The organism is Vibrio owensii CAIM 1854 = LMG 25443, assembly GCF_000817815.1.
GTDB classification, from domain to species: domain Bacteria; phylum Pseudomonadota; class Gammaproteobacteria; order Enterobacterales; family Vibrionaceae; genus Vibrio; species Vibrio owensii.
The window spans coordinates 1-24,507 of the sequence record NZ_JPRD01000044.1; the positions used below are offsets into that span (position 1 = coordinate 1).

General features: G+C 50.0%; 39 protein-coding genes. 36 read left to right on the forward strand and 3 right to left on the reverse strand.

Translation table 11 applies throughout. The features are described from left to right. Positions 1-535: DNA adenine methylase (locus tag H735_RS21180; RefSeq protein WP_042980354.1), on the reverse strand; the 535-nt coding region annotated here is incomplete at its 3' end. A 141-nt stretch (positions 536-676) separates the two neighbouring features. Here H735_RS21180 and H735_RS30395 point away from each other — a divergent pair. From H735_RS30395 to H735_RS21245, 13 genes are all read left to right on the forward strand, one after another. Beyond that, positions 677-883: a DUF4236 domain-containing protein gene (locus H735_RS30395; protein ID WP_014980821.1), complete on the forward strand. Its 207-nt coding sequence runs from the start codon at positions 677-679 to the stop codon at positions 881-883. A 64-nt stretch (positions 884-947) separates the two neighbouring features. Next, positions 948-1,259 carry a hypothetical protein gene (locus tag H735_RS21185; RefSeq protein ID WP_012219943.1) on the forward strand — a complete coding sequence of 104 codons (312 nt, stop codon included), beginning with the start codon at positions 948-950 and terminating at the stop codon, positions 1,257-1,259. A gap of 81 nt (positions 1,260-1,340) precedes the next feature. After that, positions 1,341-1,709 (forward strand): hypothetical protein, encoded by a 369-nt coding sequence (locus H735_RS21190; RefSeq protein ID WP_014980820.1) that lies wholly within the window; start codon positions 1,341-1,343, stop codon positions 1,707-1,709. 11 nt (positions 1,710-1,720) lie between these two features. Next, positions 1,721-2,161, forward strand: coding sequence for a hypothetical protein (locus H735_RS21195; RefSeq protein ID WP_012219892.1), 441 nt, complete (start codon positions 1,721-1,723; stop codon positions 2,159-2,161). A gap of 74 nt (positions 2,162-2,235) precedes the next feature. After that, positions 2,236-2,886 carry a hypothetical protein gene (locus H735_RS21200; protein ID WP_020195246.1) on the forward strand — a complete coding sequence of 217 codons (651 nt, stop codon included), beginning with the start codon at positions 2,236-2,238 and terminating at the stop codon, positions 2,884-2,886. Between the two features lie 231 nt (positions 2,887-3,117). Continuing rightward, positions 3,118-3,357, forward strand: a complete 240-nt coding sequence (locus tag H735_RS21205) for a hypothetical protein (RefSeq protein ID WP_020195247.1) — start codon at positions 3,118-3,120, stop codon at positions 3,355-3,357. A gap of 6 nt (positions 3,358-3,363) precedes the next feature. Then, positions 3,364-4,506 carry a tyrosine-type recombinase/integrase gene (locus tag H735_RS21210; RefSeq protein ID WP_020195248.1) on the forward strand — a complete coding sequence of 381 codons (1,143 nt, stop codon included), beginning with the start codon at positions 3,364-3,366 and terminating at the stop codon, positions 4,504-4,506. A 93-nt stretch (positions 4,507-4,599) separates the two neighbouring features. Further along, on the forward strand, positions 4,600-5,013 hold the full coding sequence (locus tag H735_RS21215; protein WP_020195249.1) for a hypothetical protein: 414 nt from the start codon (positions 4,600-4,602) through the stop codon (positions 5,011-5,013). 4 nt (positions 5,014-5,017) lie between these two features. Beyond that, positions 5,018-5,281 (forward strand): hypothetical protein, encoded by a 264-nt coding sequence (locus H735_RS21220; RefSeq protein ID WP_020195250.1) that lies wholly within the window; start codon positions 5,018-5,020, stop codon positions 5,279-5,281. Positions 5,282-5,527: 246 nt separating this feature from the next. Beyond that, positions 5,528-5,848, forward strand: coding sequence for a hypothetical protein (locus H735_RS21225; protein WP_020195251.1), 321 nt, complete (start codon positions 5,528-5,530; stop codon positions 5,846-5,848). A 2-nt stretch (positions 5,849-5,850) separates the two neighbouring features. Continuing rightward, positions 5,851-6,138 carry a hypothetical protein gene (locus tag H735_RS21230; protein ID WP_020195252.1) on the forward strand — a complete coding sequence of 96 codons (288 nt, stop codon included), beginning with the start codon at positions 5,851-5,853 and terminating at the stop codon, positions 6,136-6,138. Between the two features lie 10 nt (positions 6,139-6,148). Beyond that, positions 6,149-6,445, forward strand: a complete 297-nt coding sequence (locus H735_RS21235) for a hypothetical protein (RefSeq protein WP_020195253.1) — start codon at positions 6,149-6,151, stop codon at positions 6,443-6,445. Positions 6,446-7,041: 596 nt separating this feature from the next. Continuing rightward, on the forward strand, positions 7,042-7,389 hold the full coding sequence (locus tag H735_RS21245) for a hypothetical protein (protein ID WP_020195255.1): 348 nt from the start codon (positions 7,042-7,044) through the stop codon (positions 7,387-7,389). Positions 7,390-7,429: 40 nt separating this feature from the next. On the opposite strand, the gene H735_RS21250 is transcribed toward H735_RS21245, so the two are convergent. Continuing rightward, positions 7,430-7,753, reverse strand: a complete 324-nt coding sequence (locus H735_RS21250) for a type II toxin-antitoxin system RelE/ParE family toxin (RefSeq protein WP_020195256.1) — start codon at positions 7,751-7,753, stop codon at positions 7,430-7,432. Then, positions 7,728-7,958 (reverse strand): TA system antitoxin ParD family protein, encoded by a 231-nt coding sequence (locus H735_RS21255; protein ID WP_020195257.1) that lies wholly within the window; start codon positions 7,956-7,958, stop codon positions 7,728-7,730. Before H735_RS21255 ends, H735_RS21250 begins: the two co-directional genes overlap by 26 nt. Positions 7,959-8,272: 314 nt before the next feature. Here H735_RS21255 and H735_RS21260 point away from each other — a divergent pair, with 314 nt between their 5' ends. The 23 genes from H735_RS21260 (at position 8,273) to H735_RS21370 (ending at position 24,379) form a co-directional block, all read left to right on the forward strand. Beyond that, positions 8,273-8,899, forward strand: coding sequence for a hypothetical protein (locus H735_RS21260; RefSeq protein ID WP_020195258.1), 627 nt, complete (start codon positions 8,273-8,275; stop codon positions 8,897-8,899). After that, positions 8,896-9,210 (forward strand): hypothetical protein, encoded by a 315-nt coding sequence (locus tag H735_RS21265; RefSeq protein WP_012219870.1) that lies wholly within the window; start codon positions 8,896-8,898, stop codon positions 9,208-9,210. Before H735_RS21260 ends, H735_RS21265 begins: the two co-directional genes overlap by 4 nt. Continuing rightward, positions 9,207-10,385, forward strand: a complete 1,179-nt coding sequence (locus H735_RS21270) for a hypothetical protein (RefSeq protein ID WP_020195259.1) — start codon at positions 9,207-9,209, stop codon at positions 10,383-10,385. The genes H735_RS21265 and H735_RS21270 overlap by 4 nt, the downstream gene beginning before the upstream one ends. Then, on the forward strand, positions 10,385-11,125 hold the full coding sequence (locus tag H735_RS21275; protein WP_042980361.1) for a hypothetical protein: 741 nt from the start codon (positions 10,385-10,387) through the stop codon (positions 11,123-11,125). The genes H735_RS21270 and H735_RS21275 overlap by 1 nt, the downstream gene beginning before the upstream one ends. After that, entirely contained in the window at positions 11,122-12,045 is a 924-nt protein-coding gene (locus H735_RS21280; protein WP_020195261.1) for a coiled-coil domain-containing protein, read from the forward strand. Before H735_RS21275 ends, H735_RS21280 begins: the two co-directional genes overlap by 4 nt. A 2-nt stretch (positions 12,046-12,047) precedes the next feature. Continuing rightward, entirely contained in the window at positions 12,048-12,245 is a 198-nt protein-coding gene (locus H735_RS21285; protein ID WP_020195262.1) for a hypothetical protein, read from the forward strand. A gap of 20 nt (positions 12,246-12,265) precedes the next feature. Beyond that, positions 12,266-12,937 carry a hypothetical protein gene (locus tag H735_RS21290; protein ID WP_020195263.1) on the forward strand — a complete coding sequence of 224 codons (672 nt, stop codon included), beginning with the start codon at positions 12,266-12,268 and terminating at the stop codon, positions 12,935-12,937. Positions 12,938-12,945: 8 nt separating this feature from the next. Further along, positions 12,946-13,200, forward strand: coding sequence for a tail fiber assembly protein (locus H735_RS21295; protein WP_020195264.1), 255 nt, complete (start codon positions 12,946-12,948; stop codon positions 13,198-13,200). Between the two features lie 72 nt (positions 13,201-13,272). Beyond that, on the forward strand, positions 13,273-14,004 hold the full coding sequence (locus H735_RS21300; RefSeq protein ID WP_020195265.1) for a hypothetical protein: 732 nt from the start codon (positions 13,273-13,275) through the stop codon (positions 14,002-14,004). Then, positions 14,001-14,996, forward strand: a complete 996-nt coding sequence (locus tag H735_RS21305) for a hypothetical protein (protein ID WP_020195266.1) — start codon at positions 14,001-14,003, stop codon at positions 14,994-14,996. Before H735_RS21300 ends, H735_RS21305 begins: the two co-directional genes overlap by 4 nt. A gap of 22 nt (positions 14,997-15,018) precedes the next feature. Beyond that, the gene (locus H735_RS21310; protein ID WP_020195267.1) at positions 15,019-15,804 is read left to right on the forward strand and encodes a phage baseplate assembly protein V; all 786 of its coding nucleotides are present in this window, start codon (positions 15,019-15,021) and stop codon (positions 15,802-15,804) included. Beyond that, on the forward strand, positions 15,804-16,004 hold the full coding sequence (locus tag H735_RS21315; protein WP_020195268.1) for a hypothetical protein: 201 nt from the start codon (positions 15,804-15,806) through the stop codon (positions 16,002-16,004). Before H735_RS21310 ends, H735_RS21315 begins: the two co-directional genes overlap by 1 nt. Further along, on the forward strand, positions 16,001-16,291 hold the full coding sequence (locus H735_RS21320; RefSeq protein ID WP_020195269.1) for a hypothetical protein: 291 nt from the start codon (positions 16,001-16,003) through the stop codon (positions 16,289-16,291). The genes H735_RS21315 and H735_RS21320 overlap by 4 nt, the downstream gene beginning before the upstream one ends. Positions 16,292-16,587: 296 nt before the next feature. Then, positions 16,588-18,186: a hypothetical protein gene (locus tag H735_RS21325; protein ID WP_020195270.1), complete on the forward strand. Its 1,599-nt coding sequence runs from the start codon at positions 16,588-16,590 to the stop codon at positions 18,184-18,186. A gap of 69 nt (positions 18,187-18,255) precedes the next feature. After that, entirely contained in the window at positions 18,256-18,759 is a 504-nt protein-coding gene (locus H735_RS21330) for a hypothetical protein (protein ID WP_020195271.1), read from the forward strand. A gap of 6 nt (positions 18,760-18,765) precedes the next feature. Next, on the forward strand, positions 18,766-20,316 hold the full coding sequence (locus H735_RS21335; RefSeq protein WP_020195272.1) for a hypothetical protein: 1,551 nt from the start codon (positions 18,766-18,768) through the stop codon (positions 20,314-20,316). A 10-nt stretch (positions 20,317-20,326) separates the two neighbouring features. Then, positions 20,327-20,998: a hypothetical protein gene (locus H735_RS21340; RefSeq protein ID WP_012219856.1), complete on the forward strand. Its 672-nt coding sequence runs from the start codon at positions 20,327-20,329 to the stop codon at positions 20,996-20,998. 110 nt (positions 20,999-21,108) lie between these two features. After that, entirely contained in the window at positions 21,109-21,642 is a 534-nt protein-coding gene (locus H735_RS21345; RefSeq protein WP_227741527.1) for a hypothetical protein, read from the forward strand. Positions 21,643-21,655: 13 nt separating this feature from the next. After that, on the forward strand, positions 21,656-22,156 hold the full coding sequence (locus H735_RS21350) for a hypothetical protein (RefSeq protein WP_012219903.1): 501 nt from the start codon (positions 21,656-21,658) through the stop codon (positions 22,154-22,156). After that, a complete protein-coding gene (locus H735_RS21355; protein ID WP_020195273.1) occupies positions 22,153-22,710 on the forward strand; it encodes a hypothetical protein in 558 nt (185 codons plus the stop codon). Before H735_RS21350 ends, H735_RS21355 begins: the two co-directional genes overlap by 4 nt. A 10-nt stretch (positions 22,711-22,720) precedes the next feature. Continuing rightward, complete coding sequence (locus tag H735_RS21360; RefSeq protein ID WP_012219938.1) at positions 22,721-23,080, forward strand: hypothetical protein; 360 nt, start codon at positions 22,721-22,723, stop codon at positions 23,078-23,080. Further along, positions 23,070-23,579: a hypothetical protein gene (locus H735_RS21365; protein ID WP_020195274.1), complete on the forward strand. Its 510-nt coding sequence runs from the start codon at positions 23,070-23,072 to the stop codon at positions 23,577-23,579. The genes H735_RS21360 and H735_RS21365 overlap by 11 nt, the downstream gene beginning before the upstream one ends. A 2-nt stretch (positions 23,580-23,581) precedes the next feature. After that, positions 23,582-24,379, forward strand: coding sequence for a hypothetical protein (locus tag H735_RS21370; protein WP_020195275.1), 798 nt, complete (start codon positions 23,582-23,584; stop codon positions 24,377-24,379). Positions 24,380-24,507: the final 128 nt, after the last annotated feature.

The following is a 24,507-nucleotide window of genomic DNA, read 5'->3' on the forward strand; positions in this document are numbered from 1 at the left end:
AGCGCTGTATGGCCTGTTTCCATGGCAGGTTTTCAATTTGCGCTCTTCGTATGCGGTGAGATACATCACTTAACCTCTCAATGCCTGCGTGAAACTTCCGGACGCTGGCGCTATACCCCGCAGCTGGGGCGTCTACACAGTATGACCATTGCTTGCCGAGTCCCCCGTGCGATTGGCGCTGTATGACGATCATCTGTCTCGCCAGTTCAATCTCATTGGTTGTTTGGTCAACCTGAGCGCGGCAGGCGTTGAACTCATCTCTGGAATAGGGGGTGTATTCGAGTAGGCGTTTCAACTCGGAGGTTTTTTTGGGGCATGACAATACTCTGAATAGAGAAACCATTTTCTTATTCAGATCATTGTATACTTCAACCTTTGCTGGCCGCTTCCCCAGAAGGACAGCGCCAGAACCTCCAAAAACATCGACAAAGGTCTGATGTTCAGGGAAATATCCAACAATTTTCTTTGCCAGTCTGGACTTAGAGCCAAACCACGTTACTGGGGGCGCTATTGGTTTATGTTGTTGATTAGCCATACTAACCGCCTCGTTTGACCATATGTTACGTTTTATTCTATAGTGTAACATATGGTTTGTATATGGCCTTTTGGCAGTATGCGGCGGACGGAAAGAGAAACAACAAACAACATATTGATCTTGAGTTGGTTAGGAGGAACGGTGAAAGGTTTAAGGTATCAAAAAAGAATTAGAGTACTGCCCTTTCTTTGGGTGAATATATCTAAGGCGAGCTTTTCAATTACCATTGGCAACCGATTTGTTAAATTAAATATTGGTCGTCGTGGTGTTTGGTTTAGTGGCTCTTTGGTTGGCACTGGGTTGTCTTTTAGAAAGAAAGTGCCACTACAAAAGAAAGAAAACAGTTAATACCGTTAAAATACTCTATAAATACTCATTCGGTATTAAGTAAACACCAATAAGGAAATGCACTGTGAGCAATGAAGTAGAAATTCAATTAGATAATGATCCGCTCGGTCGTCAGCTGAAGCTAACCCGTGATCTTGATGGCTATAACAACGAGTCAAACTACCCGTGCAATACGTGCCTGCATGGCATCTTTAACGTTGACCACTGGTGTTGCCGGAAGCTGCCGCACGACTGGGATGAATGGGACCAGTTCAAGGGCACTGACGTTTATCCGTTTGAAGAGATAAACCGAAAGGCAAGGGAAGTGCTGGGGCGCCCTGTCGATTACCCCAAAGAGGACGTCATTTTCTACGGATGCAACGCCAAGAACAGCTGATAACCTGACATTTTTGTATAGATGCTCGCCCAGTGGAGGCGGTGAATAATGAGCCTGTTCACCTAACCTTCAGGAGCATCTATGAACACATCCCTTGCCTATCTCAAGGCACTATTCATCTTCATTTTCATTCTACTGGCCGGTGCCGCTGTTCTGCTGAGTCCGCTTGGCGTTCTGCTGGTTGCCGGCTCTTTGTTGTCACTGCCATTTCGCAAGATCAGACCCTACATTCTCAACGTGTGGGAGTCGGTCGACCAAACCGTGAATGCGGTGGGATTTGGCAACATGGACCACACCATATCAGGGCGTATAGGCCGCGCTGCCATGAAAGGGAGCAAGGTGGCCCTTATCATGGAGAAGGTGGTTAATGCGCTGTTCTGGTTTGATCCTAACCACTGCCGACGAGCCATAGAACACGATGAGCACGAGCAGTGCTACTCGTTCAAGTGATGGGGGATGATATGAAATACTACATTACCCGTTACACGGATAAGCTGCCGTCTTGGCAGGCTGGCAACGCCCGTCTTTTCCTGATCACCCTTCGCAAAGGCAAAGAGCACGACATTGGCCTGCTTGAGCATGAAAAGTGCCACGTCAGGCAGTGGTGGGCGCTATTTCTGCTGATGTCGTTGATTGGCTGGCCTGCGCTGTACTTCTTCAATGGCGATCCGGTCATGATGCCCGTCAGTATCGCGATCACTGGCTTGGCCCCTGCGCTTCATGCCTTGCTGTACCTGTTGGTGCGTCCTTATCGTCAATGGTCCGAGGTTCAGGCATACAAAACCCAGGTTGCTAAGGGTAATTACAGGGACAATAGCTTTGCCGTTCGGGCGCTCATGAATCCCAAATACAAGCTCAATCTCACGGAGTCTGAGGCGTCGAAGTTGCTGGGTTTCTGGTAACAAAGTTGTGTTGTACGGATAGGCGGGTAATCCGCCTATATTGGCTAAGTCATAGTCATGTATAGGGAATCACAATGAGTATTTATCAAGTCCTTTCGTATTGCTTAATGTCATGGTTTTTCATGACACTGGGCGTCTATTTGTTTGTGGGATTGCTCGGTAAAAAAGAGCAGATTTCAACGACCAAACTATTCAAAGAGTTTACGCTGGCATATTGCGTTGTCATGGCCGTTATTCTATTTGCCGCGCCGTTATCTGAACCGCTCAGGCAATTATTATGGGACCCATTAAAAGGCGGCTCGGCTATTGGAACGCTCTCTGTTTTGCTGATGCTCTTTTATTCTGTTCCGCTGGTTGCGCATAATTTAATTGGCCCAAGTCGCGGGAAAAATAATATTCCAATCCCCTCTGGTGAAGTCTTTTTGTTATTTAAGAAGGGTAACAATGAAAAGCGATATTTATCCATTGATGTGCGGGATATGGCGTCGGTATTACGTGCGAAACGGACGCTACTGGCCGAAGTTCAAGACGATGAGACCGTGCTGGATGCCACTTGCCGGATTCAAGATCAGTACGAACAGGGCGGTTATGATTTGGTGATCGTCAATACCACGGGCGTCGGGTATGCACTGCGCGAGACGCTGAAAACGCACTTGACCCGCATTCCGGTGGTGGGTGCTCTGCCTTCTGGCCCCGTTCCGGATTGTCACGTTCTCCCCGCCTAATCACCACGATTGAGCAAAAAGCCGCCTACGGGCGGTTTTTTATTGTCGGTAAGAAATACCCGAGCAAAGATGAATATTTAAAGTGTTACCGTGTCACTTTATGGGCGGTCAGAAAATGCCCGTCTAGCTCTCAATTTCTGAGAACTGTAATTCTCGGAAATTGACAATTTCCCCGCTTTCAATCAATATGGTTGCATAAGAAAGGCTATTAAGTTTTAAGGGGTGGGATAGATGTTGTCATCTAACGAACGGGCCAAAAAGGTCGTGCTTCAGTATTGCAAGCAAACAGGATTTTTGATCCCGCAATCAAATGCAGCGCAAACACTTGAGGCGTTAATCTCAGAGGCGCTAGATCAGCATGTGTATGAGGCTTTTCATAGTAAGACCAAGCCACGCAAAAAATCAGCATTAGAAGAGTTTAAGACTAAGTTTGCTGACTATCTGGGTGATGATGGCTTAAATGATGAGTAGAAGAAAATGATAGAAAACCAACTCTCCCTGCTCGGTGACTTTTCCGGAGTTAGACCGGATGATGTCAAAACGGCGATCCAAGCGGCCCAGAAAAAAGGCATCAACGTTGCTGAGAACGAGCAGTTCAAGGCTGCATTTGAGCACCTGCTTAATGAGTTCAAAAAGCGGGAAGAGCGTTACTCTCCCAACACGCTGCGCCGGCTGGAAAGCGCGTGGGCCTGTTTTGTTGACTGGTGTTTGGCGAATCATCGCCATTCTTTGCCGGCGACACCGGATACCGTAGAAGCCTTCTTTATTGAGCGAGCAGAAGAGTTACACCGAAACACGTTATCGGTGTATCGCTGGGCGATCTCCCGTGTTCACCGTGTGGCTGGCTGTCCGGATCCCTGCCTCGATATCTACGTGGAAGACCGGCTGAAAGCCATTGCTCGCAAGAAAGTGAGAGAGGGCGAAGCCGTGAAACAGGCGTCCCCGTTCAATGAGCAGCACCTGCTTAAACTGACCTCGCTCTGGTACCGCAGTGACAAGTTACTGCTTCGCCGCAATCTGGCATTGCTGGCCGTGGCCTATGAGTCGATGCTGCGAGCGTCAGAGCTGGCGAATATTCGTGTGAGTGATATGGAGCTGGCCGGAGACGGTACCGCGATACTGACTATCCCCATCACCAAAACCAATCACAGCGGGGAGCCGGATACCTGCATTCTCAGTCAGGATGTGGTCAGCTTGCTGATGGATTACACCGAAGCCGGCAAGCTGGATATGAGCAGTGACGGCTTTTTGTTTGTGGGTGTGTCCAAGCACAACACCTGCATCAAACCCAAAAAGGATAAGCAGACCGGCGAGGTCCTGCACAAGCCAATCACCACCAAAACGGTTGAGGGTGTGTTCTATTCTGCGTGGGAAACTTTGGGCTTGGGGCGTCAGGGGGTGAAGCCTTTCACGGCACACAGTGCGCGTGTTGGCGCTGCTCAAGATCTGCTTAAAAAAGGCTATAACACCCTGCAGATCCAACAGTCTGGCCGATGGTCTAGCGGTACCATGGTGGCGAGATATGGCAGGGCGATACTGGCGCGTGATGGTGCAATGGCTCATAGCCGTGTCAAAACACGCTCAGCCCCTATGCAGTGGGGGAAAGAGGAAAAAGATTAATACATAATTGATACTCTATAAGTATCAAGTGTACATTTATATGATACTGTTTAGGTGTTAACTTTAACGTAATTAGATACAAGGATTAGAGCTATGAAAGTGACTTTTGAAGAGTCGATGTTGGATGAATACCTTGAGCAGCTGCGCGTGCAGTTTTCTCGTTACAGCAAGCTTGATCAGCACAAGGTTTTAGAGTCGGTCCGCTCGCTGGTTGTGGAACCCAAGCCGATCGCCAAGGCTCGCCCTCTCGAAGAGGTTCTGTCGGACATTCGTGAAGCAATTGAGGACGGAGGTCGTGCAAGAACGTTCTTTACCACGGCATTTGCTAACTGGTACCGCCGAGTGCCAACGCCGCGCATTGCTCATTTGCATGATTACATCAATCTTGACCTGAAAAATCGCCACCTATTCCAAGAAATGATGTGTCTGCGCGACTCAGGGCACTTTGACGACGAGGCCCTTTACCAGTTTGAGCAGTACTGTTTGTCATTTATGGATAAGGAGTAGAAGAGTGCTGGCTAACATCGTTGAGACGTTTCATAAGTTTAATCAGGGGCAGCGCAGGCCAGACAGGCGCCGCCATCTTGAACTCTGTGGATTTGAGAGGACGAGGGTTATTGAGCCATTCAATCACGAAGCGACGCCTCGCGAGTTGGCTATGCGGTATTTAAACGCTCTGAGTGAGTCAGACGGTGGTTTTTATCATGGTGTGACGTTGCCTAAAAAAGACTATGAAGGGTGGACCTATTACGAGGTCTGGACAAAAAAGCTTTAAAGTGAGGGTGGGCCGTGTCTAGTTTTAGTCAGAAGCGCACATGTAAAAATTGCGTGTTTTCCGAGCTAACCAGCTGTCGATTTGGCGTGAAAATAAGAAATGGCGTATTAGAAGCCAACTCTCCCCTTGAGCCGTGCCATAAAATAACGAGCGATAGAGGCGAAAAGGATTTCTATTTACTTGGGATGGACAAAGTGTTCCGTGCTGATCTAGAAATCTACCGAGCATCTGTATGACAGGAGAGTTATGAGTATCACTATTTTTGGCACTGTTCTGGTGCCCCAATCAATGACTGAAGATGAGGCGCAAGCGCTTCAGCGTGAAATATCCGAACGTGATGAGTTTAAAGCGATCCGTGTGCAAAGGGATGTGACCCGCAAGGCTCATTTCTTGTTTGAAGGTGAGCGCACGATTGAATCAAAAGGACTTGAGCACCCAGACGTTATGTTTGGCGCTTGGTGCGAGACTGGCGGCGATCCGTTTTTCTATGAGCCGGCCTACAAACCCATTGCCTACTTCCTGAAAAGTCGTGGCTATAACCTGTTAAGTTTTCCTAGAGAGAGATAAAGATGAGTGACAGCATAGTGCAATTGTCCAACGTGTTTGGGGTGCTGAAAGAGAAGCTGCCCACAATTGAAAATGAGTTTGACCCGCTTGAGCTGGAAGTCGAAGAGCGTGACGGCATTGTCGTCGACTACATCATCAACAAGGCCGGTGAAGGGTATGTGTTGGTGATTGACGATCGTGACTTAACGCCTGAGCTGATCACGCTGGAATTTGAATCTGGTGATGCCATGGTGGCTTATTTTGAAGGCGGCAAGCGCAAGCCTATGGTGCTTGATTCTGTTGAGAATTAAAGGGGCATTTATGCTAGATAGTGCAGCAAAGGCAAGCATAGAGAAGCTGTTGCTTGAGAAGTCGACTAATGCTGGTTTTAGTACTGAAGAGGCTCAGGATAAAATCAGCCAAGTCATGGATGCATTGAATGACCCGTCTCAGACGTTGAATAATACAATCGTAAATGAACTGGTTGGCATTGTAATGATGGACCAGCGTGATCAAGAGACCGCATTGGTCGAATTAGCGTTAAAAACAGGCTCTCAAATGGAAGGTAAGCTGACAGGCGAGCAAAATGCGCTACTTGAGTCGTTGAGGCAAGGGTAAGACGGGGAAGGTTATATGACTCTGAAAAGCACATTGAAACTTAGGCCAATAGACCGTCAGGCTGCTTTAGTGGTCCAAAAGGCGCCTTCGCACTCAACATTTCAAATTAAGAACCGAGACAAGTTGGTTGATAGCGAGTTTTGGGAAGCGCCACGGCCACACAAACCGATCCCTGATAATACTGACTTTATTGATCTGACTGGTTCCAAAGTTGGCCGGTTGACGGTGATTGGATTTTTAGGGAAAAGTGTTTGGCAATGCCGGTGCGTTTGTGGTCGGTACTGCAAGAGAACAAAGAAGTTCATTGAACAAGTTATTGATGGCAGAGAGTCAACAGAGTCTATGTGTCGTGAGTGTTACGGGGTAATGCTTCTGAAGAAGCAGGAATACTTCAAAGCTCATGGGTGCTACCCGTCTGATAAGAAGAAAATGGAGCTTTAGTTGAACTATCCGGAATTTCCGGAGGCTTCGCGGTCTATGGCTTACCTGAGTTGTTCGGCATTTCCGAACAACTGGGACCAATAACCTTTTGTTGTGGCGACAGGGTGAGCGCAATGCCACCCTAAGTCCGTTTTATCGAGTAGAAGGAACGGACCATGGACAAGTTAGAACAGCTGGGCCACCAGCTGGCCGAAGCAATGAAACAAGCGGATCATGCCAATGTTGGCACGATTGGCAGCGTGCATCACAAAGTCAGCCCGTTAGCCTGTGAGCTGGCAAAGAATAATAACCCCTATCTCACCCTCCTGAAAGACAACCATGAGCGTTTCGAGCGTGAATATGGGCGCCCAGCGCAGCTCGTGTACATGCCTATGGCTATGCTGATGTCTTTGGTCGGTGATCTGCCGCAAATGGAACAGCAGCTTTTCTGGATGTCGGAGGTAAAGAAAATCGAAGGCATGGAAGTGAAGCTTAGTCAGGATGGTACGCTTCGGCTTTTTTGACGATCTGCGGGGAGTGCCTTTCGGGCGATTCCCCGCCGGTTCAGTTGATCAGCTTGAGGTCGTTTTTCCGTTGGTTTTTCAGGTCGGTATAAAAGTTCTCATGCGAACCAAGGCTTAACAGGTAAAGCCTTAACTCATTATCAACCCAAGAGTAACCGAGTAGCAGTTCTTGCTTGTTCACCTTGAATTTATGTACCCGCAAATGTGACAAATCGCCTTTCTTTTGCTGACCTATTTCCGGATTGGCAATGATTTTTTCGATCTCATCTTCAACGGTGCTGAGCTGCTTTGTTGGCAGCTTGCTTAGGGCTTTGGTGAAGCGTCTAGCTTCAAAGACCTCAATTTCTCTTTGTTCTTCGCTCATATGGCTTCACCAACCCCTGTTTAACCTCTTCAGTAGCTAATAATGATTCACGGACAAACTCATAAGAGAGGTCTGGATTCTCCATCATGATTTTGCCAATCTTGGCCCAGTACTCTATCTGCATAGGCACAGAGCGATTCTCTGCGGTCCCGTAAGCCTTGGCTTCGGAAACAAAGTCATCATTTAATCGGACGCTTGTTGCCATTGTTCAATCTCCTATATAGCGGTGATTTCATTATAGACACAATGGCGCACAATGCAATCATTTGTCGCATTACAATTAAGGTGTGACACCAGTGGCCGGAAGTTGCTTGCGCCGCGCGCTGTAATTGACACAACTCACTTAAAGCAATTAGCGAAGCCCATCAAATCAAGTCTATTCAGTGGCTTATATGTCTCTAATTGTCACAATGAGCAAATAGCCAAAACAAAGCAATAGAATTTCGCAATATTTCCCTGTTGCTGCGACAACGTGCGCCAGCGTTCATCATGACCTCATTTCTATGATGAGACAAAGCCATGAGCACACAGAAGAAGATATTTTGTGTCACGCTACTGGGAAGAGAGCAGGTCCAAGCGACCGCCGTGTTTGATAATGACCTGTTGGTGATCGCCAAGCTCGAAAAGATTTCCGGTGCGTTTGGCACATGGAAGCGAAAGCTCAAACGTGACCTGAAGAAAAAGCACGACGAAGGTTATCACATGGTCGTCGAAGAGCGCGGGGATGATTTCAGCGAGTACGCCCACAAAGTGCTACTGGAAGAAGCGGACCCGACCGAAAAGCGCGGTTACATGAACATCGCCTTTGACCACTATTTTAACCTGCTTCGTCTTGGTGGTACTGCCGATGGCAACCAGCAAGGTTGCATTGTGTTGAACAAGGGCTTGGAGCGCCACTGGATCCGTGACAATAGCGTTAACATCGTGCCGGATGACCGTGGCCGTTACCGCTATGACATCGACCACTCCAAATTTACCGGTTATCAACGTGCCATTCTGTTGTGCGTGCTGACTGCGTGTGAGTTCAACCAAGTTAACCAACACTATGTTGATACGTTCTTGGATGCCATCAACGTCGAAGACGAAGATCCCGCCTTTACAACGCTGCGCCGCATCACCATTGAGCGCGATATGGGGGATGCATGACCCAGTTATCACGCCTAAGTCCGCTGAATATCCAAGATGAGCTGATCCGTGCTCGTTTTTACCGTGAGCTGCGCGACGGTTTGTTTGAGTGGGAAGAGTGGGAGGTCTCGATAGATGAGATCCGGATGCCCGAGCTTATTTCCTTGCGTTACTACGGGACGGATAGCCTCAAGAAAATCGTTTCGGTGTGTGCCGGCCTTGATGATATGCGTGAATACCTCGCTGCCGGTAGCCTGATCCGTCTGCCGACAATTAAGTGGGTGAGAACGCGCATTCGCTATTACTGCCAGTTTGAGCAGGAGGGCGTATGAAGCAGCCTGAAATGACCAAAAACGTCCGCAATCAGGACAAAGAGTTTAACGAACGTCGCCGTAACCAGAAGGCCGAGCGCCAGTATGCACGCAGAACGCTGTCACCGGCAGCGATCCGTGAAGCAATCCGCACCGGTGAGCTGCCGTTGTATCACTCGGTGTTGCTGGGTTCCAAGAAAGGCGGCGATCCCTTCACTATTGACGACATGCGAGCCTTTGACAAGGCGCGTAAGTCGACCTCGAAGAAGTGGGGCCGGACTCGTGGCGCCCCGCTGGATCAGCTGATTGTTGCCTCTCGCAAGATAGACGTACAACGCGCCAATACAGAGATCCAAGTCGCACGGCTCTATAAGGTCCGTGGTGATTTGCTGCACTTCAATGTCACAGCCTCGGGCAAACATGGCGAGGGGAGCTATCAGGTCCGGATCCGTCTTGAGAACTGGATGGAAGAGTTAACTCAGACGCAGCGTAGTTGGGCAGCTGCCGTAAAGCGTATCTGTTTGGGCAATGTCTCCATTGACTGTCAGTGTGGCCGTTATCAGTTTTGGTATCGCTATGTCGCCACAGCCGGAAACTTTGCCATAGCGCCCTATGAGAAAGACTTTCCGAAGGTCCGAAACCCCAAACTGACCGGTTGTTGCTGCAAACACCAGCTCAAAGCGCTGGGGGCGTTGAAATCGCCTACGGTACAGGCCCAGCTCGCCAAGCAGCTTGAAGCGCAGGCCGAGAAAGAAGGCTTTGCCGGTGATAACACCGATTCGTTCCTGACCAAAGAAGACCGCGAGCAGTTAGAGCGTGCCCGTCCTCGTGATGTGGACAAAGCCGCTGCTATGCAGGTGATCAACAAAATGAAGCAGGCCAAGCGCGTCTTTAAGCGTCAGGTCAAAGATCCGAAGTACATCAAGAAGCTGGAAAAAGAGGTCGCAGAGCTGCGTAAACAACTTGGTAAGCAGCAATCCAAGGTGTCCACCAGCAAAACGAGAGCGAAGAAAGCCGTTGAGCAGCGCCAGAAGCAAGCTCAGGGCGCAAACCGTGACCAATTGAAGGCAATGCTCAGGTCTGAGCTGGACAGGGCCAAGATGTACGGCGCAGACCGTGACAGCGCGGTGAAAGTCTTCGCCAAAATGAACAAAGTCCCACTGGCTGACGCCCAGAAACTCGCTAAGGACCTGTAATGAGCAGAATAACCCCCATAGACCGCAGACGTGTGTTTGAACCTATCTACGCCGATCTGCAGAAGACATTAGACATTAACCCCAATGCGTTTGACTGCCTGCTCTTTAAAGCTCAGCTGAACGCCTTAGAACACATTGATGACAGTGATGTGGTCGGTAACTTAGAGGCTCGGGAGGAAACATTTTCTTATAGTAGCCCGACTATTACACGGGCCATAGAATTGCTCAATGATGGTGATTCTATCCAAATGCTGGCGTTTGGTGACGGTACCGATGAAGGCGAAGAGGTCTTTCAGATGCTCATCAAAGAGCCAAACGTGCCCGAGCAAAGCGTTATCTGGATTGAAGAGCAAATCGCTGATGAAGAAATACAGGTTCGCCTGCTCTACATCGTGAAAGCTGAGCCTATCGGTAAGAATGGATCTGGCGGTTTTAAGTACCACTTGATGCCGTTTGATGTTGGCAGTGACTTCCTGCCAGACAAATTTGAACCAGAAGCCGGCGAGCCGATTGAGTTCTTACCAAATCCGCACCCAGAGCCAAGTTTGACGGGTGTAGTGAACAAGCTGGCACAAGCTGCTAGCAAAGAGCAGATTGAAGCCCTACGCCAGCCGGTACCAACGGTGAGCGAGCAGGATGAAGTCAACGAAGAGAACCTGAACAAGCAGGCAACGGACCTTCAAGAGAAAGTGGGCGCCATTGCCGATATTTTTGATGTATTCAAAGGGGATGAACAATGAGTACCGATCCTAACGCGCCAGTCGATATCACGCTTACACCGGTAACGGGTGTGGATGATACGACCGTTACCGCGCCATCCCCGAGCGATATCACGACCCAGCCAGTTCAAAACAAAGTGTCGGTCCCGTCAGTGACGGCGCCGGCCTCTGTCGATTTTACACCAGTTTCAACCGCTGATGAGGTTAACGACGAGTCTCTGAACCGTACCGCGAAGACGTTACGGGATGACGTGAACGCTAAGCTGACCTCGTTTGCAAACTCAGTCTCGCTCATTCTGGGCCAGTTGGGGACCGAGCACAGCCTGCAGATCGCTGAAATCAACAGCAAGATGGCCGCATTGCGCGATTCCATCAATGCTGAGCTGGCAACCATTCGCACGGAGAACGAGCAGCAGAACGCTGACATGGCAACGGCCATTAACCAGCGTCTCTCCACGGTGATGTCTAACCTCACCACGCTATCCGGTGCCATCAAGAACAGCCAAGACAAGATCGCGGCCCTTGATGCGACCTATGCGACCGACTCAGATATTGCTGCCAAGGTGGCAACCATCAATGCCGCATTGGAGCAGTTGAACCAGACCGATACGGACGTGCTGCAGCAGATGCAGGAAACCGTCAATCTGGTGAACTCCATGCGCAAACTCAAAGAGAAAAACATCACCATTTCCAGCACAGCCGGCACCTATGACTTTTTGACCGTGCAGGAAGGGATGGGGAGCTATGCACTGGCGACTGACTACATGGCTACGGCCACGGTAGAAGGCAATCCGCTGGTGGAGGCGTACATCACACAAAAACTCGCGGTGGGCTTCACCATTGAGTTGAAGTCCAAAGGGGTGCATTTCCGCCCTCAACCGCATGATGCCAGCGTGACGCCCGTTTCTGTGCGTGTCACGTTGACCTCAACGCAGGGCTAAGCATGGCAACGCCCCCTAAGCGTTATGGCGAGCTGGCAACCGAAGAGCAGGTTGCTAATGCCAAACAGGAAGCTCAAACCGGCATGGTCTCCAAGCTGGAATTTGAGCAGTTTAAGCAGGATCTGATGGCGACATTACAAGCCATCACTAAACAAAACAACGATGTTGCAGATCGTTTAAGTGGGAATACCAATGCATAAACAAACTATGGGAGGTTGCCATGAGTGACCCAATATTTCAGGCGGTAGTCGAAAGTAACCGCCGTTTAACTGAAACAGTAGAGGGCAAAGTAGGGGAAATCGATCAGTCTGTAGCGGCCGCTCAGAAGACGTTTGATGATTTCATTAAAAATGCGGATAGCAAGTTCCAGTCTCTGATAAAAGGGAGTGGTAAGTTTTATGGCTCTCATGACATTATGTATGTCTGTCCTCCAGTCTATGTTGACCCTGCATTGGAGTCATATAAAGAAGGGCAATACAATGGCATTTTGCTTTGGCGAATTGGAGAGGGGAATGATGACAAGCGGATAGGCTCAATTGGCCTTCAGGGTGATGTCATTCTAACTCGATACGGCTATGAATCTTTCCAAAAGGGTGAGTTGCGTGCTCTGCGTCAATACAGCTCATATTATTCATTTATTGAATCTGGCTTAAATGTAGCCCTCGAAACAATGACGGTTGATGGCATTGAATATCGAGTGCTCACTTCCAACATGTCAGGTGGCGGAACTGTGATTTTAGACGGTCTTTTATCCTTTAGGGGGTATGGGGTGTCTGGTGACTCAGGCAGCATCCGTGATGAAAACTTTGGTCGCTATGTCAATACCAAGGACGGCTCTGTATATAACCATTACGCGCCAATAGCGTCTCTTCCATACGATGATGGTCTGTGAGGTAACATATGATTAAAGCAGAATACTATGGCTCTAAAGAATCAGAAGAGTACCAGGTTTTTTTAGAGAATTACTGGGGAATGGTCCGCCAAAAACGGGATGAATTGATCGCAAAAACAGATTGGACGCAAGTTCCTGACGTGCCTCTAACAGAGAGTAAAAAGACTGAATTTGCTAATTACCGTCAATCATTACGCGACATTCCGCAAAACTATAGCCACCCTGATGATATTGTGTGGCCTGATATGCCGGCGGAAGCCTAACATTTCCCTGTAAGGGATCTCGAAATCGAAAAGGGGTAGCGTTGTGCTATCCCTTTTTTATTGGGTAGTACCATGACCGAGATTACTGAAAAGAACGACATTACCGATTTTTACCCCGTCGACGTGGCCTTTGGTGGTCACATCGTAGATGCATTGGCAGAGCTGGATCCGGAAAGCTGTCCGCATCATGTGAAAGCCTTCCTTCAGCGTGATACTAAGCAACAGGTATTCCGTGGTGATTATGACTCACCTAAAGCCTTTATTCAGGCTATCCGTCAGTTTCAAAAGCAGACGGGTAGTGATGGCGAGCGTAAATTTAATGCAGCACGCCTGCCGCTCATTAACTATTATCGCCCAATCGGATTCCGCAGTGCGTCCGCTGAATATGCGCAGTTCGTAGAGAGCGTTACCGGTTGGGATGACGCCCTGCTCAAAAAGACCAATATCAGTATCAGCTATCTTGAGCTGACCTACCGCATCGTGTTTATGGCCAATGATAAGGCGTCTGTAGAGCGTTTGGTGCTGGCGTGGCACATGCACATAGCCCGTCGCCGCGCTGGTGGCCATCGCTTCAACGTGACGTACTCACTGTTTGGCGAAGATATCGACTTACCGATCACAATAGAAGACTCTCAGACGATTGAGGCGAACAATTTAAGCCACAACTACGCGGATGGTCGTCTGTATGCAGTGGATGTTGAGCACAAGGTTAATGCGCCTATCTTGTATGGGAAAGGTGTAGGCCATATCAGTCCGATCCGTTGGAAGATTGAGTTCAGACCGCTTGAAGAGGTGTTCTCGTGAGTCGTCATGAGCACCAGCTGGTCCAGTCCATCGTCTATCACGGCGATCAACGTGAAGAACTGGACCTGTCTTTTTTGCTTGAAGCGACGTTCGTTGAAACCACCACGTTAGACGGGCCAAAACTCATTATCGAATACGACGATAAAGAGCAGTACCTGCGTGATGATTTGGCGATTAAGGAAAAAGCGGTGTTTACCGTGGTGTTGTCCGATCCTGTCAATCAGGATGCACTCAACTGGGAAACGCAATGGATAGTCATGACGATGCCGGTCAGCGAGGGCGGCGCCATCACGTTTAACCTGCTTTTAAAGTCGCTCCATGACCTAAAGCAGCCGTCGCCCAGTGCCCGTTGCTTCGTCAAAGAGCCAGTCAGTAAGGTGTTGCGCCAACTGGCCCCAGACATGCCGCTCGATGTCGGTACGTTCCCTATCCGGTTGGACTTTCATTTGCTGCCGGCGCAGCGTCCATCACGCCTGATTAGGCAGATGGCAAAAGAGCTGGGCGCATTGGTGTTTATCCGTCGCGGCACGCTGGTATTTCGCACGCTCAAAGAGCTGCAGGAACGAGCGCCGACTTACTTGTATCACTACAACGACACGCGCCAGCAATACCAAATATCACAATACACAACGCCCAATGACAGCTCACTGATTGAAGATCTCACCCAGCGCCGGTTTGTGGGGTGGGATGACAAAAAAGGCATGGTCTATTCCGGTAAACACTCGGCAGCGCCCATCGAGCATTCAGGCATAACCAGCCGGTTTGTGTTGGACAACCTCAGCAAGATCCCCATTCCGGTTCTGGACGCCTACATGTTTGGTAATGGTGGTCTCAGGGCAGGGGATGCGATCGAGATTATCTGGAACCGTTCAGATTTAGAAAGGCCAATAGATGAAAGCCTGCCAACGCTGGTGGTTATTGGTCTGGTGGCGCATAGCTACAAGGGTAAAAAGTATTACAACCGTATCAAAGGGATACTGGATAAACACTAACTAAGTATTTAAAGGGTATTCAATGGATAATCCAGCCGATCTCCTGCTCCAACGGCCAGAGCTAGAAGCTGTGGTGGTCAGCGTGCAGGACCCAGAGAAACAAATGCGCGTGCAAGTGCGCGTGTTTGGTGTGTTTGACGATGTGCCGGATGACAAGCTGCCATGGGCAACGTATAAGCTGCCAGTCGGCGCCCGAGTCGGACAGGGTGACTTTACACCGGTTCAGACGGGCGATCTGGTGTGGGTGGATTTTCCTTATTACACCCATGGGCGCAAAGATACACGACGCCCACGGATCACCGGCTCAGTGCATCATAACCCTGATGGTATTCCGAACCTGCCCCCTGAAGCATTTGAAGGTGAAGGACGATACCAGCACAAACGTAGCCACAAAGAACCCAAGCCATCGCCGCAGGGCTACCACGAAAGCAAGGTGTATATTCTTCACGGCATGATGTTCGAGGTGGAAAAGGACAGTGTGTATCGAGTAACCCACATGCCAACAGGGACCGCCTTTGAGTTTGATGCGCGTGGACACTCCATTTTGCACGTTGAAGGCGACAGCCACCATTCAACCACGGGTGATATGGAAAATCATGCCGGTGGAAACATCAACAATGAAGCAGGCGGCAACCTGACAGAAAAGGTTGGGGGATACTGGCGAATCAATGTATCCGGCTCGGCGCATATTGATGCGAAAAGCATTCACCTCAATAAAGGCAAAGGCGTTGTCACCGGTGATCACCTTTGCTCTTTTACCGGTAAGCCTCATTCTGATTTCTCAACACAAGTGACAGCGGGTAAATAATGGCGCTCAGTGACAGCACTCTCAAAGGCATGATTAAATCCAACCTTGAAGGATTTGGGTTTTTGGCTAACCAGCACGGCAAGATGGATGAACTCGCAGAAGCCATCGCAAAAGCGGTTGTCGAGCACATTACCTCTTCCGGTGAAGTGATCGTGAAAGGCGGCGGCTCTTATGGCGGCGAAAAGGCGAAGATTGAATGAATACGAACGGTTTGGATGCGCTGCTTAAAGAAAAGCAGTCGGGTATGTCTTTCCCTGAAATCACCAAAGAGGACGAACGCAAGGCCCGTAACATGATGGCTGGCAGTATTACTCCAATTACGGTCTGTAATGACTGTGGTTCAGTTGAAATTATGCACCGTTTAGGCTGTCGCTGCAGTTGGTCACAAAATGTGAAATGGTTATTTACTGATTCGAGCGGTTCGCAGCTTAAACATGGCAGAGATTTCCTGTTTATCGAAGATAGACCGCTCACGGCATACACCTAAATCGTTTTTCTCTTTCCCTAAAAAAGCGCCGTTTCTGGTGCTTTTTATGTTGTCATAAACATGCTATTAGCACGATTTAGCAATTAACCTATTTTCGCTTCACTTTTCCCCTTGCTCTATGTGCCCTCTCTACTTGCTAAAAATCGGTTGTGTAAATTAGAAGTGCCGACCGCCAAGCCCCCGATAACTAAAATTTTTGTGTTGATGCTGGGTATCTCCCCCCTTGTTAGCCTCTTTGCTGAAAAACCATGTTTGAAGCACCAAAGCCGGTGCGCAAGTCCAATAAGGAAGAGACAATGGGAACTCCTAGCACAGAACAGGCGTACCGCGATCAGGTCGCTACAATCAACAACAACGCTTCGCAGCTTGCGCGACATATTATCGATCCGCAGATGGATAATGGTGAGATTATCACTGACAGTGCCGCTCGCAATGAAGCCATCATTCAAAGCCTTGACGGTTCAATCTTTGATAATGCCGGTGAAATGTCAAAGATGGTTGCAGGCTCTGCCGCCAACGCGGTCCGTCACTACCACTCAATGCATGGTGAAATGCCGTCAGCTGAGCTGATGTCGTCAATGCACAACAGTATTGAGAATATGCTGGATCCGAACACTGAAAACCCTCATCTACGCGCGATTCTCGATAGTGCCGGTGACGGTTCAATGAGTGCTTCTGAAGGCATCATTCAGCGTAACCGCATGGTTGCTCTGGTTGTACCGGTGCAGCTGATGATGATCACCAACGACATGGTGACGCACATTCCGGCGAACTATAACAAGTCTGAAATCTTCCGCATCAACCGTGTGGCCGGCTCAACGTTTGGCGACCTAAACGAAGGCGATTTGATTGACGTCGATTTCAACGGTCAGTATGCGTCCATGGACCAACGCCACCAAATCGGCAGCGGTGACGGCACAGCCGTTGATTTTAACTTCGATATCGCCGCCAAAGCGAAGGCAATGCCATTTGTGAAAGGCAAGGTCCGTATTCTGGTTGATCGTATGCCTGTTGGTGGTGATGACGGTAAAGGCGGCATCTTCGGTAAATTCACTGACGCAGACGGTGACACGGTAACATTTACCGGTACGGTGAATTATCAAGTTGGTCAGCTTGCGGTGAAGTTCTCCAAAGCACCGAAGACCGGCATCGAGATCCATACCATTGCAGACATCTCCATTGAGAAAGACCCGTCTCTGATCCCGACCGTTGAGCACGAAATGGTGAGCTACGAGCTGTTCCCGCACGAATCTGCGCTGGTTAGCTCTAACTCTATTCAGTCTCAGTTCACTGGTAAGCGCGAATACAACATTGATATCGCAGGTATGCAGCTGGCAACCGCTCGTAACCTGATGGCAGCGGACAAAGACCGCAAACGCCTGAACGATATCTACTTCTACGCGAAAGGCGAGAAGACATTCGACCTGACGATTCCGTCTGGCCTGTCTTACCGTCAGCACTACGAAATGATCCAAACCACGCTGTTGGCAATTTCTACCGAGCTGATGAACCGCACCAAGCGTAGCGGTCTGGTGGGTGTTGTTGCTGGCCGTGAAGCGTCTCGCGTTCTGAAATCGCTGGGTGCGCCGCACATGGTATACGCACCGAACTACCGCCAACTACCACAGCCGCACTATGTGGGTACCGTGTTTGGCTACAAGTTCAAAGAAGACCCGCACATGGCGGACCCATGGCGCGTGCTGTGTTACGCCAAAGGCCGTGAGCACGGTGATGCTGGTTATGTGGCGGGTGATGCGATTTCAGCGATCAACTACGCACACAGCATCGGTCGCAACCTGAAGCACGAAAACACGCTCTACGAGCTGGCTTATCGTGATCTCCACCCGCACAACGGGCGCGATTGGTTCATGTGGTTGCGATTCACGCCTCAGTAATCGCACTGGTTTCACTGGGTGCCGCTTCATTGCGGCGCCCACGTCACTTAACTAAGTAGGAATTTGTCTATGGCAACCACAAAAACAAACACCCGCACTACCCGTAAACCAGCAACCAGCAACAAAACCACTGAGACCACTGACGACAAGTCAACTGGTACAGATGAAACGGTTGTCACTGGCGAAGCTGGCGCAACAGGTGCAGGTGATGCCGGCGCTGGCGATACGAATACCGGCACTGGCACCGAAGGGGCCGGAGAAGAATGCTCAGAGTCTGGCGATACATCTACAGGTACCGACGGTGACAATGCCGGTGCAGAAGGTGGTGAATCAACAGGCGCCACTGATACCGGCGCTGGCGACGTACCAGAGGGTGATGATTCTGCCCTTGAAGTGCTAATGACCAATAACAGCGTTTCTGGTCACGAAATTTTGCGTGCTGACGGCAGCATTTTAGCTATCAACGGGCACTGCAAAGATTTATCCATCACGACAAATAAAGAAGAGCTGATCGCTATTCAGTCCGCTCTTGCTGATAAGCCGTGGGTGGAAATCAAACTTAAAGCGGAGTAATTCAGCATGTCTGGAATGATCAGCCAATTTATTACCGAGGCAGCCGGCATTGCCGTTCTGCCGCCCATTGATAACAACTACACCACAGGTGGCGGTGACGTCGCTGTTGGTGCTTGTGTTGTTATCGCGTCAAAAGGCCCTGTTGGGAAAATCATCACAGCCACTGCAGATGACTGGGAAGATCTACTGGGCCGTCCTATGCCAATGAACCAAGGCACGAAAGCCGAAGGTTTACGCCACCTTAAAGACGCACTGGATTCGCTGCAATACTGCCACGTCGTGCGCGTTGTCGCTGATGATGCGAAATACCCATCTATCGCGCTACCTGTTGCTGATGGTGCGGCGGTGAAATCGTCACACAGCTACGGCACGACATTGAGCCTGTCTGCCGGTCACTGGCTGTCGGTTTACCCTGTTGACGGCGATCCATCCACTAAGCGCCGCATGGTGATCAGCGACGTCGATACGGATGCAGAGCGTTTCACCCTGTCTTTCCAAGAGCAAGTCAGCGGCGAATGGCAAACCCTGCAAGGTGAAAGCTTTGTGGTGGGCGTGAACGTTGATGATGTCGACGATTCTGGCCTTACTGCCTACCTGCCGAATGTGCTGGAAGAGCGCTCAGCGCGTTTCCGTGCAGAAATCGCAGCAACGGTCGACTTTGCCGTCGTAAAAGCCTGCGAAGAAGCCTTTGAAGGCGGTACCAATGGCGGCGAGCCAACGCTGGATAACTGGAAGGATGCGTGGGATCTGCTCAAGACCGACGACATCGACTTTAACCTTTGTTTTGCTGCCGGTAACTATGAGCCGTCCGCGATTGCTCACATGGTCACCATCGCTGATGGTCGTCTGGCGCAATTCCGTTTTGACGTACCGCCATGGTTAACGGAAGTGGCTGCAAAACAGTGGTTGGAAGATGCCAACCTTGAGTCTTATCAGGCGTCTTGTTTCCACTATCCCTACAAAGCGACCGACGAATGGTACGGCGGTAAGAGTGTCTGGGGCTTGTCTGGTGGTGCTACTGCAGCGAAAGCTAAGTGTTTTGCCCAGCCAACCGGTCATGCCGCTGTTAAAGGGGCGCACTATACCGCTGCCGGCGAGAAGCGCGGCCTTGTGAACCGTCGTGGTATCGAGCCGCTACACCTGACTGGCAAGCTGCAGCCGACAGAATTGGTGAAAGCACGTATTAACCCTGTCGCCAAAGGCAAGGTGATCAATGACTGTCTGAATATCTGGCGCAAGAACAACTACCTGCGTTTTGAGCACACAACAGCCATTCTCAATGACCTGTGTCATGAGTTCCTGCAAGCAGCTGCCGTGGTCCAGTTTGAGCCTGACGGGTTTGTGCTGGAAAACCTGCAGGACCTTGCAGACAAGATCTGTAAGAAGCGCTTTGAAGCCGGTGCGTTCGTTGAGCCTCGCAATCCGAACAAAGACGGCAAAAACCCTTACCGTATCACGCTGAAGCAAGTCGAGCTGGACTACTGGCACATTGAAGTCGCTTATGCTCAAACCGGCGTGGCGCGTCGTATCGCAATTCAACCTCGCCTGATGGCGTAATGGAGTAAAAATGTACGGAACAGGTTATCCATTTGGTGGTTCTGATCCTGTGTTCGATGCAGCTGGCTTTGCGCCAGCTGCTAAAAAACCTGAGAGCAACGAATACACCATTCCAGAGCAAATTCTGGATGATGCCAGCAACGATCTGGGCGAAAAGCAGATCCGAGCGAATGCTATGGCCGCTGCGCTGACATGGTTGGAAGACAATGACGCCAGCTATTCAAACTTTGAAGCTATTGTTGCCGGTCTCGCTGATTTGGACGAAGACGGTGAAGTCACAGAGCCTGAAGAAGATCTATTCAACGAGATCTTAACCATGGCCGCAGACTCGCTGGTGGAACTGGGCGCCAATGCTGCCAATGTTCAGGGCTTCATTGATGATGAAAGCGAAGAGGCGGGTGAGAAGCTGCATACCTACCTCAACGATAAGCTGGCAGACAATGAAAAGTCTGATGACGAGCTGATCACTGAATATGCAGTGAAAGCCAAATTAGTGCTTGATGCGACTCAGCGCGTGGTCCGTAACGGTAAGGTGAAAGTCATTAAGAAGCCACTGAAGAAAAAACGTCTCTCTTCTGCGCAAAAAGCCGCACTGAAGAAGGCGCGTCGTAAGGCGAATAACTCAGGGGCGCGACGTAAACGTGCCAAATCCATGAAATCCCGTCGTCAGCGTAACATGTAATGGCGAAGGTCTGGCAATCCACAGGGGCGCGGACCGTTGGCAACAACGATCCGAAAGTCAGCCAATACCTCAAGTGCTGGATAAAGCAGGGTAACACCTGCGTTGTCGGCGTGATTGGGGAAGGGACGGCAAAAGAGCTGAACGCCAACTGGAACAGCCCTTTTGAGGGCGACTCTGTGGGTTCCAAGTTCAGCAAAGCCGGTGGCGTGCTGCAGTCAGGCACGGTTACAGAGTCAACCAATGGCATGACATCAATCACGACCCTCTCAAGCCGTCAGGTCTGGGAGGGCAACCAACCCCACGCATTCCCGATAACGCTCTCTCTGTATGCGTTATCTGACCCAAAAGCCGAAGTCGAAGACGCCATTATGGAGTTAGAGCGCATGTTCTCTCCTGAAGTAAACGCGATTTCACCGGTCGGGAATCCGGTAGGGGATGGCAATGCGGTCGGTCGAGTACCGAGTTCTGTCATGGTCAACATCGGGCGCAATGTCGTGCTCAATGGTTGTGTGATTGAAAGTATGTCGGCCCCGCTGGACGGGCCTCGTAGCCGTGATGGATACCTGATGAAAGCTGACATTCAACTAATGATTCAATCTGAGGCAATGCTCAATCGTTCTCAGATCCCTTCAACTTACGGTTAATTGGAGCTAAACAATGGCTGTACCAAACGCAAAAGGGAACGTCGACTTACTGCGACAAGCCCACAAGAAAAACGTCGCGCTCGGTGAGCGTGCGGTCGCCTCGGATTTCATTGTCCGAATCGTAGAATATCCGGAAATTTCGGCACTGATCCGTACTTCTCAGCTGCCGGAAGAAAAGCGCGGTGAACCCGTTGAAGACTTCGGCCAGTACGGCCAAGGTTTCCGTCAGTACGGTGCCACTAAGCGTGATGGTGATATTGCGTGTCAAATCGTTGAAATCAAACGTGGTGACGTGATCAAGACCATTTCCAAAATCGTTGACAACAAAGAGTACGTCACGATTGAAATCGTGCTGCATGGTGAGGATATCGAAGAGAAGGGCTACCGACTTGAAGATACCATGATCGCAGCGGACCCATCGGATCTGGATGTTGAAAACCGTACTGGTACCGTGCGTGTGCCAGTGAACTTCCTGTACAACTGGTTTGAACGCATCGGAGGTTACGCAGGATGACCCCCAACGCCCTATTAGCTCGCGTCAAGGGACAGTTTATAACTCTTTACCATGACGAAGCAGATAAGCTCGAAGCGTTGCTTATTCAAGCGCTCAACGAGTATCAAGATAGGGCGGGTGTGATCCGGACTGTCACCGTGACACTGGACCAACAAAAAGCCGGCGGTATTGATGTACCGCCGCATTTCATGACCATGGTAACGGCCAATGACGTTGATCAGGTCTGGCATGAAGTCACGGTAGAAGAAGACAAACTGAATATTGTGACCACGGAATACAGCGTGGCCCCGTTCAAAGTCCAATATCTGGAAGCGATCAGTCAATACGATTTAGACAATGATACGCTGCCGGCACACACCACAGGGATGCTGCAAAAGTATCTCAAAGTCCTTATCGACATCCCCAACACAGAGCGTGAGCAATACTCCCGCAGCGCTGCCGGCTTACCACTGGATGGAATGCCGCAATTGTCAGAGCTGTATGAGCGCAAACGCCAGTTAGAAGAAGAAATGGAAGAGTCGGGCAATATGCTGATGCCTTCCATGCTGCTTTAGGAGAGCGGCCATGCGCCACAATGATGTTTCAATCGGTACACCCTTATATTTCTACCAAATCACCCCAGAAGGGCCGCTGGTGGGCGAATGGCTCACTTGTGAAGTGACCGGCGAGCATGGGCAGGTTTGGCTGGTCAGTTACGAAGACAGAGTGTATGCCGTCGACAAGGCGACGTTAGTCAGTGAGCGAACAGCGTTTTACACCCAGAAAGCTCCTGAGAACGAGCCAAAGGGCCGCTATGCACTCTCTGAGTCATTACGCCAGTACTTTATGGCAAACCGTCACCACAGAATGCCCTATGACCTGATCCGTCAGATGTACGACTTGGTGAACGACCATGTGACAACGGGGGCGCCGGATGGCCGCTGATTTCAATCGTGAAAAGATGCTGGTTAAGAAAATGGTGCATACCTACTTCCAGCATCAATGGCAGTTCCGGTTGGAAATCGAAGAGCAACCGCTGGATTTTGAGATTTTCATCAAAGATGTCACCTACGGCCCTATTGAGCTGGAATACGAACCGGTGAAAGTTGGGGTAAACCAGCTGCAGTTCCCGACAGGGGTAATGCCAGTTTCTATCTCAATGACCGTCCGTGACCATGACGACGAACGGATCCATAAGTGGTTTGCCGAGTGGACCGCCAAAGTGGCCAATGGGGATGGCACCGTGAACCCGCCATTAAACCCAGACACCAAATGGATCAGGGACTGGAAAAAATACACCCTGATCCACAAAGGGACGAGCTTTGAAGAGGTGTTATCTGAAACCTATCCCGTTGCACCGGTTCAGCTGGGGGATGTGACCCAGAGCTATACCGAGCATTCATTTAAAGAGTTCCCGCTGACCGTTATTCAATTTCGGAGTTAATCATGTTTGCACCGTTTTCATTACCCAGCAAACCTATCCAGCAAGTGCTTATTCGAGAGGCGACCACAGCAGAAACACTGGATTTCTGTGATGTACTGCCCGAGCACGAAGAGTCATTAACCACCAAGTTTTTGAACACGATTCAGGACAAAGAGAGCTTTACAGACTGTCAGCAGTGGACCGCTGAAGACCGCCGTCTGGCGCTATTCTGGTACTGGATACATACCACGGATGACACCTTTGTTTCGCTGGATTATGAGTGCCCTCATTGCCAGGAAATGCACACCAATGAGTTTGACCTGCGCGATCTGGCCGAGGGCTACCAAGAAATCGAAGGGATGGCGAGCCGTGATCTGTCATTCGAAGGGCGAAAGTTGGTGATCTCGCCGCTCACCGGCAAGGATATGGAAGAGCTGGAAAACATGCGCCTTGCTTTGATGATGGAAAAAGAAGGTTCACCCGCCGCCACCCGTAAACAGGCTGAAATCCGTTTTCATAAGCTCAAAGCGGCCTTGTACATGGCAGATGATCATGAAGAGAAGCCGTATAAGCGTGAATCTAATCTAAACAACTGGCTACGTGAGCTGCCGGAAACCAAGTACAAAGCCCTGAAATCCCACGTCACTGCGGCATTGGAGAGCATGACTCACGGCCTGCCAAGCAAAATCATGGACGACGGCAAGATTATGTTGCGGTCGCCTCGTCACGTTTGCCCTACCATCAAGGCCAAAGAAAATAAGGAGGTGACAACTGAGTTGTTGCTTCCCTTTCGGGATTACAGCCGGATTCCGCGAGTATAGTAGCCGTTCTTGGGATGTCATGCTTAATGAGTTATCCCTTGATGCTGGTCAGCCGATAGACAGCCTGCTCTGCTCACCAAGAAGCCGTGTTTTGACCATGCACAAACGATACAGAAAGGCAGGGCAAT

Excerpts from the sequence above, each read along its gene's own strand:
- H735_RS21190 (WP_014980820.1), top strand. The coding sequence starts at position 1,341 with ATGAACACATCCCTTGCCTATCTCAAGGCACTATTCATCTTCATTTTC.
- H735_RS21195 (WP_012219892.1), top strand. The coding sequence starts at position 1,721 with ATGAAATACTACATTACCCGTTACACGGATAAGCTGCCGTCTTGGCAG.
- H735_RS21200 (WP_020195246.1), top strand. The coding sequence starts at position 2,236 with ATGAGTATTTATCAAGTCCTTTCGTATTGCTTAATGTCATGGTTTTTC.
- H735_RS21205 (WP_020195247.1), top strand. The coding sequence starts at position 3,118 with ATGTTGTCATCTAACGAACGGGCCAAAAAGGTCGTGCTTCAGTATTGC.
- H735_RS21210 (WP_020195248.1), top strand. The coding sequence starts at position 3,364 with ATGATAGAAAACCAACTCTCCCTGCTCGGTGACTTTTCCGGAGTTAGA.
- H735_RS21215 (WP_020195249.1), top strand. The coding sequence starts at position 4,600 with ATGAAAGTGACTTTTGAAGAGTCGATGTTGGATGAATACCTTGAGCAG.
- H735_RS21225 (WP_020195251.1), top strand. The coding sequence starts at position 5,528 with ATGAGTATCACTATTTTTGGCACTGTTCTGGTGCCCCAATCAATGACT.
- H735_RS21230 (WP_020195252.1), top strand. The coding sequence starts at position 5,851 with ATGAGTGACAGCATAGTGCAATTGTCCAACGTGTTTGGGGTGCTGAAA.
- H735_RS21235 (WP_020195253.1), top strand. The coding sequence starts at position 6,149 with ATGCTAGATAGTGCAGCAAAGGCAAGCATAGAGAAGCTGTTGCTTGAG.
- H735_RS21245 (WP_020195255.1), top strand. The coding sequence starts at position 7,042 with ATGGACAAGTTAGAACAGCTGGGCCACCAGCTGGCCGAAGCAATGAAA.
- H735_RS21250 (WP_020195256.1), bottom strand. The coding sequence starts at position 7,753 with ATGAGCGAAGAACAAAGAGAAATTGAGGTCTTTGAAGCTAGACGCTTC.
- H735_RS21255 (WP_020195257.1), bottom strand. The coding sequence starts at position 7,958 with ATGGCAACAAGCGTCCGATTAAATGATGACTTTGTTTCCGAAGCCAAG.
- H735_RS21260 (WP_020195258.1), top strand. The coding sequence starts at position 8,273 with ATGAGCACACAGAAGAAGATATTTTGTGTCACGCTACTGGGAAGAGAG.
- H735_RS21265 (WP_012219870.1), top strand. The coding sequence starts at position 8,896 with ATGACCCAGTTATCACGCCTAAGTCCGCTGAATATCCAAGATGAGCTG.
- H735_RS21270 (WP_020195259.1), top strand. The coding sequence starts at position 9,207 with ATGAAGCAGCCTGAAATGACCAAAAACGTCCGCAATCAGGACAAAGAG.
- H735_RS21275 (WP_042980361.1), top strand. The coding sequence starts at position 10,385 with ATGAGCAGAATAACCCCCATAGACCGCAGACGTGTGTTTGAACCTATC.
- H735_RS21280 (WP_020195261.1), top strand. The coding sequence starts at position 11,122 with ATGAGTACCGATCCTAACGCGCCAGTCGATATCACGCTTACACCGGTA.
- H735_RS21285 (WP_020195262.1), top strand. The coding sequence starts at position 12,048 with ATGGCAACGCCCCCTAAGCGTTATGGCGAGCTGGCAACCGAAGAGCAG.
- H735_RS21290 (WP_020195263.1), top strand. The coding sequence starts at position 12,266 with ATGAGTGACCCAATATTTCAGGCGGTAGTCGAAAGTAACCGCCGTTTA.
- H735_RS21295 (WP_020195264.1), top strand. The coding sequence starts at position 12,946 with ATGATTAAAGCAGAATACTATGGCTCTAAAGAATCAGAAGAGTACCAG.
- H735_RS21300 (WP_020195265.1), top strand. The coding sequence starts at position 13,273 with ATGACCGAGATTACTGAAAAGAACGACATTACCGATTTTTACCCCGTC.
- H735_RS21310 (WP_020195267.1), top strand. The coding sequence starts at position 15,019 with ATGGATAATCCAGCCGATCTCCTGCTCCAACGGCCAGAGCTAGAAGCT.
- H735_RS21315 (WP_020195268.1), top strand. The coding sequence starts at position 15,804 with ATGGCGCTCAGTGACAGCACTCTCAAAGGCATGATTAAATCCAACCTT.
- H735_RS21320 (WP_020195269.1), top strand. The coding sequence starts at position 16,001 with ATGAATACGAACGGTTTGGATGCGCTGCTTAAAGAAAAGCAGTCGGGT.
- H735_RS21325 (WP_020195270.1), top strand. The coding sequence starts at position 16,588 with ATGGGAACTCCTAGCACAGAACAGGCGTACCGCGATCAGGTCGCTACA.
- H735_RS21330 (WP_020195271.1), top strand. The coding sequence starts at position 18,256 with ATGGCAACCACAAAAACAAACACCCGCACTACCCGTAAACCAGCAACC.
- H735_RS21335 (WP_020195272.1), top strand. The coding sequence starts at position 18,766 with ATGTCTGGAATGATCAGCCAATTTATTACCGAGGCAGCCGGCATTGCC.
- H735_RS21340 (WP_012219856.1), top strand. The coding sequence starts at position 20,327 with ATGTACGGAACAGGTTATCCATTTGGTGGTTCTGATCCTGTGTTCGAT.
- H735_RS21350 (WP_012219903.1), top strand. The coding sequence starts at position 21,656 with ATGGCTGTACCAAACGCAAAAGGGAACGTCGACTTACTGCGACAAGCC.
- H735_RS21355 (WP_020195273.1), top strand. The coding sequence starts at position 22,153 with ATGACCCCCAACGCCCTATTAGCTCGCGTCAAGGGACAGTTTATAACT.
- H735_RS21360 (WP_012219938.1), top strand. The coding sequence starts at position 22,721 with ATGCGCCACAATGATGTTTCAATCGGTACACCCTTATATTTCTACCAA.
- H735_RS21365 (WP_020195274.1), top strand. The coding sequence starts at position 23,070 with ATGGCCGCTGATTTCAATCGTGAAAAGATGCTGGTTAAGAAAATGGTG.
- H735_RS21370 (WP_020195275.1), top strand. The coding sequence starts at position 23,582 with ATGTTTGCACCGTTTTCATTACCCAGCAAACCTATCCAGCAAGTGCTT.